The organism is candidate division Zixibacteria bacterium HGW-Zixibacteria-1 (assembly GCA_002838945.1).
In the GTDB taxonomy this organism is placed as follows: Bacteria; Zixibacteria; MSB-5A5; order GN15; family PGXB01; genus PGXB01.
The window spans coordinates 18,137-33,356 of the sequence record PGXB01000027.1; the positions used below are offsets into that span (position 1 = coordinate 18,137).

Consider the following 15,220-nt stretch of genomic DNA (forward strand, 5'->3'; position numbering starts at 1 on the left):
TCATAAACAAAGGATAATTTATAATATATGAATCCAACCTTCTCAATCTTTTTTTCTTCCCACCAGGATACAACACAGCGGTATCTTTTTCTCTTTTTCGATATGCTCCCACATTTTAGAGATATCGTGATCATATTCAATGAATTCCGTTATATTAATGCCGGCAGCAATAATGGCATTGAATATATCCGAAAGCTTCTGAGTAAAACTGAAGGCTTCCTTTGCTTTATATGTCGTCATCCCTACATAATCGATACCGGTATCGTTGGCCCAAGGCTCGGTTCGATAATAGGAATAGGCGACGTTCAGCGGATGCTTTTGATCATACTCCGGCTCATCCGCTGCAGCCAGCATAAAAGCGAATGGATGCTGCTCGTAAATAAGCAGGGTGCCGTTCTTTCTCATTAGCCTTGATACAATCTTGAAGAAACCGCCGAGATCCGGCAGCCAGGTCAGCGCACCGATCGAAATATATATTAAATCAAAGGAATTATTATATTCGGGCCCTATTTCCAGAACATCGGTCCTTACAAATTTACAATTTGCTCCGGCAATCGCAGCCAGTTCATCGGCCTCCTTGATGGCATCGTCGGAAAGATCAAATCCCACACCTGATTTTGCACCCAGATTGATCATCGAAAGCAGTTCCCGTCCGTTGTTGCAGCATAACTGCGCCGCATCCATTCCCTCGATTCGCAGCTGCTTCATCTTTTCCGTTATCGTCTCGTCCAGAATCGAGAAGCCCTTCCTGGCAAAACCGTTCTTCAGTTCATCTCCCCGTGCCTGCTGATGCTTTTGAATCGCCTCATTCCAGGCCTCTCGATTGGCTTCAATAATTTTTTTTCTATCCATTTCAATATCCCCGAATGACATCTATTTTATACGACCGGGGGCCGGAATTTCTTAAACCAGCCGAATCCCGCCTCTTCGATCATTTTTACAAAATCCTCATTACCCTGGGGCATCACATCGGCGGTGTAATGCAGCCCGAAATAATACTGGGCCATATTTATATAACCTCGTTCCTTTATCGAGGCCAGACATTTCCGTGCAAAATCATCGCCATGCACCGCCCGGCAGACCTGTTCTATATATTCCATCCGCTCATCGTTGGTCTCGAATTTGCGGTCGGGGTATTTGCGCTCGAAAGCCTCGAGCAGTTCCTTATCGGCGGGATCATGATATTTTTCATTATGCACGATCACGTCGATGCCAAGTTTCTTTCTGGGCGCCGGCCTGACTTTGGGATAGCCAAGACAGAGCAGAACCACGGGAAAGACACCGTCGGGAAGCTCAAACATGCGGCGGATGTCACGAGGGAAATCCATTATGGTACCGATATATACTGACCCCAGATCCATGGCATCGGCGGCGGTGCAGATATTCTGGGCGGCGATAATGACATCCTGAAAAGAGATCCAGAAATGGCGGAAAGCGCTTTTGCCGGAAAAGGGCGCCGTTTCCAGTTTCGCCCAGCGTTCCAGACGGTGCCAGTCAATGCAAAATATCAGATTTACCGGCGCCTCGCCGATAAATTTCTGATGACACATTTCGCCCAGCTTTTCGCTTACCTCTTTGTTCTCGATCTTTATAATGGAGAAGGGTTGGAGATTACCCCCGGTTGCGGCATGAATGCCCGCCTTCAGGACCAGATCCATCATCTCCGGCGGTATTTTCTTGTCAAGAAACGACCGGCAGCTGCCGCGCTCGATCAGCAGTCTCATCGTTTCATTGGGAAAGTCACCCCCGACCGAATCGGCCGTTCCATGATGCTTGCAGTTATTATCATCCGTCATTGTATCCTCCTGCTGGAAAAAAGCCAGTGTCAATCAAGGGCTAATATACGAATAAAATCACGCATTGTTACCAAATATAATGGAAGGATATTATTAAGAGCGGGAACCGCCTTATTTCGCGGTTCCCGCATGAATGGTAGCCGTGTTTTCGCTTCAAACACCGAATTGCATCCCTGAATTTCCGATCAGGCGAATCCGGCGGTCGATTAAATTATGGTATCCAGCCCGGCCAGTTGCAGGCATCGCCCCAGTAGCAATTCCAGCCGCCCGGAATCGGGCAGCAGATATACCAGGTGCCGTTGAGACATGTGGCGATACAATTCGGTTTGGCCTGCGCCGTCGAAACCAGCGCGCCGACCAGAAAGGCCAGGACAAAGACACATACCAGCACTGTAAAAGACTTCTTGTGCATCCAGTTTCACCTCCTTCCATGGCAGAAATACAATCCTGAATCCCGGCATTCTTAACGCCGCAAGATTTTGATTGTATATCTTGTATGAATGGCCCTGCTGTCAGGCAAAGATGCAGTAGCCGCCGGGGTGATATAACCTGATGAAATAATTTCAAAAAATCAATCAAAATTTCGATTTAAGATCGGACAATGGACATTGTATTCTTTAATAGTCATTACGTTCGTACATAATACTGTTGCCGTGAATAAGAACCGACACTTGAATCCGTAAGCATGAATGCCGATGGATCGGCCTAGGTCTTTTCATACACATCAGCCATCGCTTCCCGGAAAAGTTCCAGCCGCGCTGTCACTTCCTCGGTATCCTCGCGCTCAGGAACACCCTCGCGCCGCTCCATCTGATAGATGCAGTAAGGGTTATTGGCCCGGCACCCGGTGGCGGAGTACGAAGTTACCGTGCATCCCCCCCGGCAAAGCGGGAGATATTTGCAGTCATGGCAATCACCATCGGCGCTTTCGCGCGTGAATTTGCGGTTATAAGCGAAACTGTCGGGATCATTCCAGATTTCGGAAAGCGATCTATCGCGAATATTGCCCTCGACAAAAGTTTCCGGCATCGACAAACAACCCTTGATGTCGCCGTTCGACTCGACTCCGAGAACACGCATCCCGGCGTAACAGCCGTAGTACGGCCGCTCGTTCCACAGCTTGTATCCCTTGTGGCCGTAAAAGCCGATATTCTCCCCGATATCGATATCCATCCTGCCATCTTTTTTGAATTCTATGCACTTATCGATCAGCTTCGGATAATTTTCCAGGCTCAGAACCAGGTTGCTGTTTTCCGCCATCCGCCCCGTGCAGGTTGTCATCTGAATCCGCCACTGCCGGCAGCCGACATCGAGGAGGTGTTGCCTGATCTCATCCAGTTCGCCAAGATTGATATTCGATATCTGCGTGACGGCTGCGTATTTGACATTGCCGTTTTTGCTCATCATTTCCATGGCGCTATAGGCCCTGCGGAAACTATCATCACGCTGCCGGATATAGTTGTGGGTTTTTTCGGTTCCATCGAAACTAACACCGATTTTGCTCATGCCAAGCCGCTCAAAATCATCGACGACACCCTTCGTGATCGCATAACCGTTGGTTATGAGACACGGTTTGATGCCCCTCCGGCCGATCCGCTCGGCCAGCTGTCGCCAGTCGTCACGAAGCAACGGCTCGCCCCCGGAGAGAACTATCATGTATGCCCGGAGATCGGCCAGTTCATCAATAAGATTCAGAGCCTCCTGGGTGCTGAGCTCGTCAGGGCGCTTCTTGCCGGCCGAAGTGCCGCAGTGGATACAGCGCATATTGCAGGCAAAGGTTATTTCCCAGACAACCGCATGGGGGTAAAAATCAAAATCGCTCATATCTTCTCCTTTATCTCCGGTTTAAGCCGCCGGTATCTGGACAGGGCGATGATTTCCAGCATTTCCGGCAGGTTGTGTTTCCATGCTTCACACATCATCTCCGCCCCGACTTCGCGGTCGGCACGTCGCGACGGACACCCGCCAAGACAGATGGGCAGAATATTGCATTTGCTGCATTTGTCATTATGAAAAGGGTCAAATCTGAATAGCCGGGTGAAATTGGGGTGGTTGTAATCATCGCTGTCGCGGATATTTCCCAGGGAACGAGATTTGTCGCCGATATGGTTCAGGCATTTGTATAGAACACCCTCGTGGTCCAGAACAATGCCGTTAATTGTCTGGGCGAGACAGAAATTCGTTATCGGGCGGGGCAGTTTATCTATGGAAAAGCCTCTTTCAAGCATGAGGCGGAAATATTCTATTTCAGCTTTGGAAAAATCCTCGGGACTGTGGCAGTTTTCCGAAATATTGGCGCAGACCGCCGTGGCCGGTTCAAGAAATCCGAAATATATCCGGGCCTTCTCGCCCAGACCTGCCGCGGCCAATTCCGTGAGCATTTCGTCGAGCATATCTATATTGAAGTCTTTATCGATATTCACCCTGATGCTGACATTCATTTTATCAGAAGCGTACTTTATATTTTCGATTATCCGTTCGAAGCTTGGCTTACCGTTTTTAAGGGGCCGTTTCCGGTTATGCAAACGGGCCGGGCCGTCGATTGTAACCTGGGCCGTCGGCACCTTCAATTCAAGAAGGCGGTCGATATTCTCCGGAGTCAGGAGATACCCATTGGTTATGATACTGCCAAAATATCTGAATCCCGCTTTCTCCTTCATTCGGAAAATCGAGTCCGTGATTTTTGAGATAATATCCATGGCCAGAAGCGGTTCACCGCCGTACCAGCAAACAGCGATGCTTTTGGTGCCGACAAGATTTTTCTCGATTCGGTCGAGCAACGCGCCGACTGTATCATCGGACATTTTACCCTTTTTGTCGCCCTCGAAACAATAGGCGCAGGCCATATTGCATGCCATCGTAGGTGCAATAATATATCCCGGATTGGCGGCATCATAACGGGCGCGGTAATGATTAAAAGCAATCTCTTCGGTTTGATCGGTATCGGTACGGTGGACAAAGCCGGCATATACCAGCTGATTGAAAAACTCCTGTTCTTCAGCGCCTAAATCCGGAGTTTCCGAAGAGGTCAGCTTACCGCCGATTCTTTTCAGTGCCTTATAATTTTCGGGCGTGATCATGGCCACCGCTCCGGAAAAGGCGTTGTAGGCGATATAATTGCCGTCGTTCCAGGGTTGTAAATGGTTATATATCGAAAGTTTGTACATCAGGTCATCTCGTTTTACATCGGCAGGGAAGGGATACCGCCCTTCCATGCCTTTTTGATTCATATCACAATTAATCCGGTGGCAGGCCGTACAACGGATAGGCCACGTCATAGCACTTGGTGGTGCAGAAAATCAGCGGGATGCAGACTTCCTTTTTAGGTTTGTTGGGGTCGACTAAAAACAGCATAGTCTCACCTCCTCCAATTAATTAAATGGTTCGGTGGTTGAAGAAATGCCGGTGTCATAAATTTTATAAATGACACCCTATAATGTTGCTGTACTGCTCTACAATGTAAGGTAATCAAACAGTGGTTGATCGAAGTGCATCACCCCAATTTGAGGTTAATTATTTTTCAGTGTTGCAATTACTCAAGGCAAAAAAAGATAGCGGTAAAATTCTCAGGTTGCAAAGCCGAATGCTATCCAAAAATCCGCGCCTTGGTGCATGTAAGGTAAATTATACGCTCAGGACTGTCAAGTATAAATTGCCGGTATCTTCGACATATTAAAAAAAGGACAAGCTGAAGTCCTGTCCTCATATCAAAATATGGCTGTCCGCCAGAGATTTAGCCGCACTTATCTCATTTCAGTCATACCTTTGCTGTATCCCGCAGGCGGCACGGTCTCCCATCAATCCTTTTCAAAGATATCGGTCATGGCTTCCCGGAAAGGCTCCAGCATTTCCCTGACCTGCGGCGTATCCTCGCATTTGATGCCCTGCCGCTTTTCTATCTGATAAATACAGTACGGATTATTGGCCCGGCAGCCGGTCGCGGAAAATGATGTCACCGTACAGCCGCCGCGACAGAGCGGCAGATATTTGCAGTCATGACACTCTCCCTCGGCCATGTCACGGTTGAATTTGCGATTATAGGCGAAACCGTCGGGATTATTCCAGATCTCGGTCAGTGAGGAGTTCCGAATATTGCCTTCCACGAAATTCTCCGGCATCGAGAGACACCCCTTAATATCTCCGTTTGATTCTATTCCAAGCACCCGCGTTCCGGCAAAACACCCCAGATACCGCCGGTCCTTCCAAAGTTCCTGCCCCTGGCAGCCGTAATAGCCGATATTTTCGCCGAGATCAAAACTCAGGCGTGTCTCTTTGGTATATTCGAGACATTTTTCGATAAGTTTGGGATAATTATCAAGAGAGAGAACCAGATCGCTCTGCTCGCACATGCGGCCGGTGCTGGTGGTCATCTGAACGCGCCACAACGGGCAGCCGACCTCGATCAACTGGTCCCTGATCTGGTCGAGTTCCTCGAAATTGATATTGGAGACCTGCGTTACCGCTTCACAACGGACCTTGCCGTTTTCGCTCATCAACTTCATGGCGTTCAATGCCTTCGACCAGCTGTCATCGCGCTGCCTGATATAATTATGCGTTTTTTCGGTCCCGTCAAAACTGACCCCGATCGTACTGAAGCCCAGCCGCTCAAAATCATCGACGATTTCCTTTGTGACCAGATAACCGTTGGTAATCAGGCCCGCTTTCATATTTCCGGCGACAATTCGTGCGGCCAGTTCTCTCCAGTCTTTTCTCATCAGCGGTTCGCCCCCGGAGAGAATAATGGCATTCGTGCCCAGATCGGCCATTTCGTCGATAAGAGCCAGCGCCTCATCGGTCGTGAGTTCATCCGGTCTTTTCTTTCCTGCCGCGGTGCCGCAGTGCAAACAGCGCATGTTGCATGCAAAGGTGATCTCCCAGACGACGGTAGCGGGATAAAACGTATAGCCACTCATAACTGCTCCTTCATCTCCGGTTTCAACTGCCGGTATTTGGAAAGCGCTATCACTTCCAGCATCTCAGGCAGATTATATTTCCAGCTGTCACATAGTTCATCTTTCGTGAGTCCCCGCTCGGCTCGCTTCATGGGGCATCCACCCAGACAGAGCGGCAAAATATTGCACTCCCGACATTCCGAATCTTCAAAGGGATTGAATCTGAAAAAACTCAAAAAGTTGGGGTGCATGTAATTAATTTTCTCTCTGATATTACCTATGGATTTGGCTTTATCGCCGACCGTATTCAGGCAGCGGTAAACGTCGCCATCAGGATCCAGCGCAAATCCGGACAGACATTGCGTCAGGCAGTACATCATCATCGGCGACGGCAGCTTGTCAATCTTGAAATTCTTCTCCAGCAGAAGACGGTAATAATCCACCTCGACATGGGAAAAATCCCGGGTGGTATGGCAGGTCTCGGCGATATTGGCGCAAACCGAATTAATAGGTTCCAGGAATTCAAAATATAACAGTGCCTTATCTCTCAAGCCGGCTTCGATCAGTTGATCAAGCAACTCGCCCAAAAGTTCGATATTGAATTTCTCATCGACATTTATTCGAATACTTATATTAAGCTTACCTACGGCATATTTCAAATTTTCAATGATGGTTTCGAAACTGGGACCGCCGTTCTTCAGGCGGCGCTTGTAGTTATGATGTCTGGCCGGGCCGTCCAGCGTAACCTGGGCCACGCCGACATGCCACTCCACCAGCTGATCGACAATTTCGGGCCTTAACAGGTAGCCGTTGGTGATGATATCGGCATTATACGCAAAACGATGTTCTTTGCCGAGATCAAGAAATTTGCGGGACAGCCGCTCTATAATATCCATGGCCAGCAGCGGCTCGCCGCCGTACCAAGTGACATCGAAACGGCCGATGCTGTCGGCGCCCTTTTTTACAAAAGCCTCAATTTCCCTAATGGTGTCGTCCGACATCCGCCCCTTCTTATTGCCTTCGAAACAATACTCGCAAGCCATATTGCAGGCCATCGTCGGTGCAACCACCAGACCGAGAGCGGTGCCACCATAGCGGGCAAAATGATGAAGGAATTTTAATTCCTCCTGCTGACTATAGTGATCAGGATGAACCATCCCGGCATATTCCATCTGCTTGAAAAGTTCCTGTTCTTTCGGTGTGAATTCAGGATCGGACCGGATTTTTATTTTTTCAATTATATCATTATAGATTTTATGATTTCCATGATCCAACAGCGCCACGGCGCCGGTGAACGCATTATAGACGATAAAATATTGATCCCTCCAGGGTTGGATATGATTATATCGTGATAAAGTAGCCATTTTCTTCAATGATACTCCAGGTTCCCCGGATAAAAGCATGGAAAGGGAAAAATCCCTTTCCATGCTGATAAAGTTTTGCAGCGGGGATTAGATCTCGATGCCATAAAGCGGATAAAATACTCCCTTGCAGAACTTCTTGCAGTCAAACGTGCACACATTCAGTGTGGGCTTGTCCGGATCGACCAAGAATAGCATTGTCTCACCTCCTCAGATGTGGTCAAAGGGTTGAGCGGTAGATAAAATGCATGTGCCATTTTACTTCTAATGACACTCTCATATTGACAAACAATTTTTCCGGTACCTGTACAATATTGGTAATTGGTTAAGGGTCGGTAATTACCTCGAAGTTTTAAAGTTATTTTAGCGCTGCAAATTCCGGGACAGAAAAAAGATAGCATGACCAAATCAGGGCTGTCAGATTAACTGCTATCTCAAACCAAATCCGTATTGCTTATAAGTAATACTATACAAATTCGGAAGTCAAGTATAAAATGCCACCGGCAAAGCGGCGGAAACCGGTATCAGGCCTGTTTTCGCCCTTATCGCATTGGCGTCATACGATTTGCGATTATGACCAGGAAAAAATGTCAATTCAACTTATAAACGCAGCAACTGCCCCGAAAATCAGGTATCAGCAATAGGTTGTTTTTGCGGTCTATTGAAATATCTGCCGGCAATCCCATATTGGTAAGTACAGTATCAAGGCGGGCGTTGACCGGGTCGAATTTATAAATGGCACCCTTTCGGTGATCGGAGAAGTACAGGGAGCCGCGCCGGTCCACATCTATCCCGTCCAACTGCCCGAAATTTTCATCAGTCAAAATATCCCGCACTGTCTCACTAAATGCAATTTTCGCGATACGTGGCGGGCTCCAGCAGGCGGCATAAAGGAAACCACCCTTGTCCCAAAGCAGGCCATTGGGCGATTCGAGGACGGCAATTTCCGTTATTTCACCCGTTGTATCTACCATGAAAATCCTGTCAGTGAGCATATCGGATACATACAGGCGGCCAATTGCATCCACTGCCATATCATTAAGGAATTTCGGCCTAAACGGTGAGAAATCGATCCCGGACAATTGCCGGCCGGATGAGACTTCGAAGGCCCGCACATTACCGATATCGGCCACATACAAAATTGAATCGAAAACGGCCATCCCCTTCGGAGCATTTAATTGAACCTGTTCCGACCGGCCGTCAATAAAATAGTTATCGATTAACCTGAAATTGCTGTCCAATTTGATAATATAGCCGTTGTCGTCTTTGCCGAAGGGGTCACCATTAATATTCGAAATGAAATAGCAATTCGATGTTTCATCAAAAATAAAACTCTCGGGCGTGGAAAATTTGACGACTTTTCCGAAGCAATCCTTCTTTAACGGGATCAGGCCGAAATTCTGATTCTGCATGTCGCCCGAATCGGATGAGCAGGCGGAAATGAGCGACATGGCTATTGCCGATAATAAAAGGCCGGCAATGTAAACTGGTATTCTTATATGCGAGTATTTCATTTCGCTTCCCTCCTTCTGTCTTTTGCCTGCCCCGGGCGGCAAGCCTGACTATCAGATAAGAGAACTCTTGAAATATCGCAATTAATTTTTTGCCGGTCTGTGTAAATTTATATTACAAATATTCTTTCAAGGTCAATTTAGGTTTCTTTTCCACGCCGTCTCGCTCAACAAGGAAGTCATACTGAGTGCCGCTTTCAACCTTGAAAAGATCGACCACGGTAAAATATCCGCCTAAAAACCGCATCTCGATGTTATTGATCGACTTGATTATGTCGCCCTTCATAAATCCGGCTTTAAACGCCGGAGTCCCGGCCGGAACATTCCGCACTTCGTACTGACCCTTGTCATTCAGCCAGATTTGGAAACCGGCTTTATCCTCGGCAAACTTCCGATCGAAATCCTGCCCCTTTTCGACCATGACCTGCTGATTTTTATAATCAAGATACAGCACAAAATGGCGGAACAGGGGATTGCCAAGATTGCCCATCAGTTCCTTTGAACCAAAGGCTCCCGCGGTTTCGGTGGCGGCGATGTCGATTAGCGGCTTTTCAAGAGTATAGCCTCCGAATTCGATGCTCTCAAAACGAAGCTCCTTTTCCTGGAACTCCCCGCCGGCTCCCATACCAAGCCTGTCAATGCCGGGACGGTTGAGAAATCCGTTATCCAGCGCATAAGGATAGTGGAAATTGGTCGAACCGGCCCCCAGATCCATGGTGCATTGGCCGGTGTACTTACCGTCAATAGTAACCTGGACACTGAACATGTTCTCTCTTAACGGTGCGTTCAGGATGGTGCCGTTTCCATTGTAAGCGAATTTCTCGGGATCATAGAATGACAGGGTTTGATTGGCATAATCCACTTTAGTCACAAACCTCGACAGGAAATCATATCCGAGAATACCGGCCACATCCAGACCGTATTTGTCGAAGAATTGAGAGATATCGATAACTGCCACCTGCTGGGAACTGAATTTTATACCCATCAGGCTGAACGGCGGCAGGGTCGCAAAAGCAACTTCCACCGTGTTCCCGGCACCGGATCCTTTCATATTGCCCTTTATTTCGAGCCCCAATTCTTCGGCATATTTGGTCGTCAGGACCGTCATACTGGCCCCGGTATCCAGCACCCACAGTCTTTCCCGGCCATTAATATTTACCATTAGATAAATATGTTCACCGATATATTGAAACGGAACATTTTCGGCATTCTCATCATTGGTAAATTCAAAATCCCGGACATCTTCGGCCGGCGGCTCAAACAGGCTCCGGTCTATATCCAGATTGGTTTCATATTTCTCGACTCTCATTGATATTTGCTGCCCGACGGGAAGAATCTCGATTTCCTGCGCAAAATCCCTTTTAATGCCGTTTACTTCCCTGTAATCCGAGTGAAGAATGCTGGTCTCCTCGTCCGGATGTTTTTCAACCGATTTAACCAGCATGAAATCGGCCGTGCTATAGTAATCAAAGGATAGATCATCATTAATACTGTTGCTTGTCTTGATAACATAACACTCAATATCATTTACCTGCTCGACTCCCTCGAAAATCAATTTGAAATTTTTGGAATCCCGGTCAAGGAAATCAAAGGCCGCTTTCAGCTTCGATATTTCTCTACGTTTCAGGCTTTCCTCGTCTTTAATAACCAGAAGCTTGCCGTTGCCGTCCACCACCCAGCTGAAATCACCGTTGTCCCCGGAAATCTGTTTAAAGACTTTTAAATCGAATTCCTGGCGCGTGAGAATCGGCTCCATGCCCCATTGCTTGATGGTTCCTTCCAAACCGGCCATTGAAACTGCCGCTTCGAAATAACTGGTTTTCTCGGCCTTTAATTTATCAAGTCCGCCGATTGCTTCAAGATTTTTATTAACGATTTGATAGGGATCACTAAGATCGGCCCCGGCAATTGCGCCGAGACCTGTTGTGCCGGCAATAACCGCCACCGCCAGCATTATCCTGCTGATTTTCATTTCATTTCTCCGGTTTCATGAAAAGGTCGTTGTAATTGTACACGTTTTTGCTAAACATACAGCCGAATCTACGATGATTGTCTAATAATGTTTCTAATAATCGAAAATAATAATTCCGGGCAAAGAAATACCCCCCTTCATAATAGAATTTACTCAAATTCCCAAATAAAGGAGGGCAATAATCAGGCTATTTCAACCAGTTCGATCTCGAAAATAAGCGTTTTCCCGGCCAGAGGGTGGTTGGCATCGAGAGTCACTTTGTCGCCTTCCACACCGGTGATAGTAACATCGATAACATGACCATCGGGTCTCTTTATCTGCAATTGCTGTCCGACATTGGGATCGATATCCGGGGGAAAATCGCCTTTGGATACTTCCACCATAAGCTCCTCGCGGTGATGGCCATAGGCGTCATCCGGCACGATTGTCACGGTCTTTTTGCCATTCAGTTCCATACCGATTACCCCGGTCTCGAACCCCGTTATAACGTTTCCCTTGCCGATCTCAAATTCAAGCGGCGGACGATTTTCGGAACTGTCGAAAACGGTTCCGTCCTCGAGCTTGCCAACATAATGTACCTTAACCTTACTGCCTTCTTTTACCTGGCTCATTAAAACCTCCAAAATGTATTTAAAATAACAAATCTCACCTTTAACTCTTCTGATTATATCAGCAACATCCGCTAAACTTGATATGGAGAACAAGGTTAAGGGAATAATGCCTTAAACCAGCATGAAGTCGGGTCGTTTTTTTACTTTAATTATAAATTGATAAATAAACAAGAGGTTTTTGAAAAATTATAAAATTGCGATACCAAACTTTCAAAATAGAATGCTCCAGACGAAATAAACAATCATAATCACCGCGATGGCCAGTTTAATGACGGTCCCGGCCAGAAATCCGATAAAACTGCCCAGCCCCGCCTTCAATGCCGTCCGGCTTTTTTTGCCGGCCATCATTTCAAAAACGACCGCCCCGACAAAGGCACTCAAAATAAAAATGAGCAATCCGGCCCCGGGGATCAACAACCCGACAATCGTGCCCAGCACGGCTCCGATCATCCCGGCTGTGGAGCCGCCCATTTTCCTGACACCCAGCGAACCGGCCAGCCAGTCCAGCAGTATCGAGGCCGCCGTCAAAACGGCAAAAATAACAATCGTCTGCCCGCTGATCGTGGCAAAACCGGTCAGCACTGCATATATCACCAAGGCCGCAAAAATTATCGGGACGCCGGGGATAATGGGAAGAACCGCCCCGATCAAACCGAACAGCATGACAATCAGTGCCAGAATGAAATATATGACTTCATACCAGGTCATGTTCATTTTTCTATTGTCAGGCTTTTATAGTACTCAGCCGGAAGACCTTTTCCTTTTACCGCGAAGCCCAGATGCCGCGCCGAATGAGCCAAACCCGACCCGGCGCCGAATAAAATCGGCGGAAATTCACCCAGTTTATCCCGCCAGAGCTTCTCATCCATTACCGTCAAAAGCACCTTAATAAAAGCGGCATCATGCGTAAAATAAATACCTCGTTCAGCCAGTGTGAGCCAGATGGCCGCCAGGCATTCTTTCGCCGATTCCGGCAAATCGACATCGGTAAAGGCCATGGCGATTTTATCAGGCAGATTTTCGGAAATCAAAGTATCTTTGAACCATCCTTTATAGAAACTGCAAACCGAGATTTCACCATATTTCTCAACATTGTCCCTCACCCGTTCCAGTCCAGCGGCAAAGCTTCCCGGCCGCCAGTCGGTTCCTTCGCCGGCTTTCTGTATGCTGAAATCGCTTGCATCACCGGTGGCGCTTTCCGGAAGTCCCTCGAAACTGTCGAACACATGCAGCTTCCGTCCGGTGATCTTGCTTATAATAGACAACTTGGCCGTGCTCGCACCGCTGAAACAGCCGCATTCGACCACCGCGCCCTCGGCCCCAACCGACAACAGCGCCTCGGCCAGCATCAGACCGTCGGCAGGCGTCGTCTGTGATGGTACCATGGCATCGACCACCTCAAAACGCAGAATTATTTCGGTTCGAAGCTTGACGTCCCATTTTGAGCCTTCGCCGTTTTTGATGAATTTCCGGCGCAGGTCGCGATAACTGTCGGCACAGACATTTTTCCCAACGTATGAAAACAGGCTCCGCAATAGGGGTATTTTGTCCACAAGGGGAATCATGGTCGAATTGACGAAAGGAAGCAGTTTCTTTTTTATATCCATTCGAGATTAATCATCCTGAATAGTGCTAAGGCTATTTTTTGAATTCATCTTTCAAAATAGCATACAGTTCCAGATCGAGATACTCATCCCACTTCTTGACCCATTGCGGCAGGCAGGCGATGTATTTCATCCCGATTTTCTGCATCACTTTTCCCGAAGCCGAATTACGAACAAAATGTGTTGCGAAAATCTGATTCAATTGCAGTTTGCTGAAACCATATTCCAGAACTGCCCCGGCCGCCTCGGTGCAAATACCTTTATTCCAGTACGGCACGCCGATCCAATAACCCATCTCCGCGCGTTCACTGAGTTTATTAATGTGTAAGCTGATGGCGCCGGCCAGGGCCAGGCCGTCTTTTTGCACTATGGCGAAAGTCACACCTTTGCCGGCCTCGAAATCCGGCTGGTGCGTACTTATCCACTCCTCGGACATGCCTTCTTCATATGGGTGCGGTATCATCAAGGTGTTATATGCTATCTCATAAGCGCCGACAAGTTCCGTGACAGCCGGTGCATCATCAAAAGAAAAAGGTCTCAATATCAACCTGTCGGTTGTCAGGGTCGGCTGATTTTTCATAGATACAGCTCTCCCTTCGCCATCAACTGCACCCTGCCGCCGACATGCACGTCAATCAGCCTGCCATTGAGACCCGCTCTCAGCATGAGCAGCGACGGCCTTTTGATTTCATAACCCTGTTCCACCATTATATCAATATCGCTTTTTCCGAAATATTTATGTTTGACCAGATACCCCGCCAGACACCCATTGGCCGATCCGGTCGCAGGATCCTCGGTAATTCCCAGATAGTCGGCAAAGAACCGGGCATGCAAATCATTCTCTTCGTGAAAGGTCTCCGGGCAAAAAATTAAAACCGTTTTGGACCTTTTATCATGGACAAAATGAAGAAAATCCCCGACCGAAATCCTGGCTCTTCTGACTGCATCGATGGTTCTGAGCGGCACGATACTGGTATAAACACCGGTAGAGACTTCTTCTATCGGAAATCTATCGTCAATATCCTCAACATCGAGCCCGAGCAGCGGGGCAATTTCGTTCCGGTCCCAGACCTCTCCGAATTCCGGCGTATTCTGCTTCATCCAGAGAATGTCGGGTTTGTCATTGATATAGCTGAAGGTGACCGGAATCTGTCCGACCTTCAAATTCAAATTCACCTTTTCGACCTTTTTGCGGATAATCTCCTGCTGAATGATATAAGCAGTACCCAGCGTGGGATGTCCGGCAAACGGCATCTCCGCGGCCGGAGTAAAAATCCGGACATCATAACCACCGTCGCGCTCCTGATCAGACAAAATAAAAGTCGTTTCCGAATAATTCATCTCGCGTGCGATGCCTTGCATTTCGCCGTCGGCCAGAAATGATCCGTCTATGAAAACCGCCAGCTGATTGCCGGCAAATTTATCCTCGGCAAAAACATCAGCAATAAAAAAAGTACATCCGATCATCAGATT

The 15,220-nt window shown here is 47.8% G+C and carries 14 protein-coding genes; all 14 read right to left on the bottom strand.

The annotated features are described in order from the left end of the window. Positions 1–42: 42 nt before the first annotated feature. On the bottom strand, positions 43–873 hold the full coding sequence (locus tag CVT49_10700) for a hypothetical protein (protein ID PKK83005.1): 831 nt from the start codon (positions 871–873) through the stop codon (positions 43–45). A gap of 5 nt (positions 874–878) precedes the next feature. Further along, entirely contained in the window at positions 879–1,796 is a 918-nt protein-coding gene (locus CVT49_10705; protein ID PKK83006.1) for a hypothetical protein, read from the bottom strand. A 211-nt stretch (positions 1,797–2,007) separates the two neighbouring features. Next, on the bottom strand, positions 2,008–2,208 hold the full coding sequence (locus tag CVT49_10710) for a hypothetical protein (GenBank protein ID PKK83007.1): 201 nt from the start codon (positions 2,206–2,208) through the stop codon (positions 2,008–2,010). Positions 2,209–2,501: 293 nt separating this feature from the next. Further along, positions 2,502–3,620, bottom strand: a complete 1,119-nt coding sequence (locus CVT49_10715) for a hypothetical protein (GenBank protein PKK83008.1) — start codon at positions 3,618–3,620, stop codon at positions 2,502–2,504. Beyond that, positions 3,617–5,074 carry a hypothetical protein gene (locus tag CVT49_10720; GenBank protein PKK83009.1) on the bottom strand — a complete coding sequence of 486 codons (1,458 nt, stop codon included), beginning with the start codon at positions 5,072–5,074 and terminating at the stop codon, positions 3,617–3,619. Before CVT49_10720 ends, CVT49_10715 begins: the two co-directional genes overlap by 4 nt. A 519-nt stretch (positions 5,075–5,593) precedes the next feature. Continuing rightward, on the bottom strand, positions 5,594–6,709 hold the full coding sequence (locus CVT49_10725; protein PKK83010.1) for a hypothetical protein: 1,116 nt from the start codon (positions 6,707–6,709) through the stop codon (positions 5,594–5,596). After that, positions 6,706–8,115, bottom strand: a complete 1,410-nt coding sequence (locus CVT49_10730; protein ID PKK83011.1) for a hypothetical protein — start codon at positions 8,113–8,115, stop codon at positions 6,706–6,708. Before CVT49_10730 ends, CVT49_10725 begins: the two co-directional genes overlap by 4 nt. Before the next feature lie 524 nt (positions 8,116–8,639). Further along, entirely contained in the window at positions 8,640–9,563 is a 924-nt protein-coding gene (locus CVT49_10735) for a hypothetical protein (GenBank protein ID PKK83012.1), read from the bottom strand. Positions 9,564–9,675: 112 nt separating this feature from the next. Further along, positions 9,676–11,532: a hypothetical protein gene (locus CVT49_10740; protein ID PKK83013.1), complete on the bottom strand. Its 1,857-nt coding sequence runs from the start codon at positions 11,530–11,532 to the stop codon at positions 9,676–9,678. 182 nt (positions 11,533–11,714) lie between these two features. Next, complete coding sequence (locus tag CVT49_10745) at positions 11,715–12,143, bottom strand: peptidylprolyl isomerase (GenBank protein PKK83014.1); 429 nt, start codon at positions 12,141–12,143, stop codon at positions 11,715–11,717. A 210-nt stretch (positions 12,144–12,353) separates the two neighbouring features. After that, positions 12,354–12,857: a DUF456 domain-containing protein gene (locus tag CVT49_10750; protein ID PKK83015.1), complete on the bottom strand. Its 504-nt coding sequence runs from the start codon at positions 12,855–12,857 to the stop codon at positions 12,354–12,356. After that, positions 12,854–13,750 carry a hypothetical protein gene (locus CVT49_10755; GenBank protein ID PKK83016.1) on the bottom strand — a complete coding sequence of 299 codons (897 nt, stop codon included), beginning with the start codon at positions 13,748–13,750 and terminating at the stop codon, positions 12,854–12,856. Before CVT49_10755 ends, CVT49_10750 begins: the two co-directional genes overlap by 4 nt. A gap of 31 nt (positions 13,751–13,781) precedes the next feature. Beyond that, a complete protein-coding gene (locus CVT49_10760; protein PKK83017.1) occupies positions 13,782–14,327 on the bottom strand; it encodes a GNAT family N-acetyltransferase in 546 nt (181 codons plus the stop codon). Further along, positions 14,324–15,214 (bottom strand): phenazine biosynthesis protein, encoded by an 891-nt coding sequence (locus CVT49_10765; GenBank protein PKK83018.1) that lies wholly within the window; start codon positions 15,212–15,214, stop codon positions 14,324–14,326. The genes CVT49_10760 and CVT49_10765 overlap by 4 nt, the downstream gene beginning before the upstream one ends. Positions 15,215–15,220 lie beyond the last annotated feature (6 nt).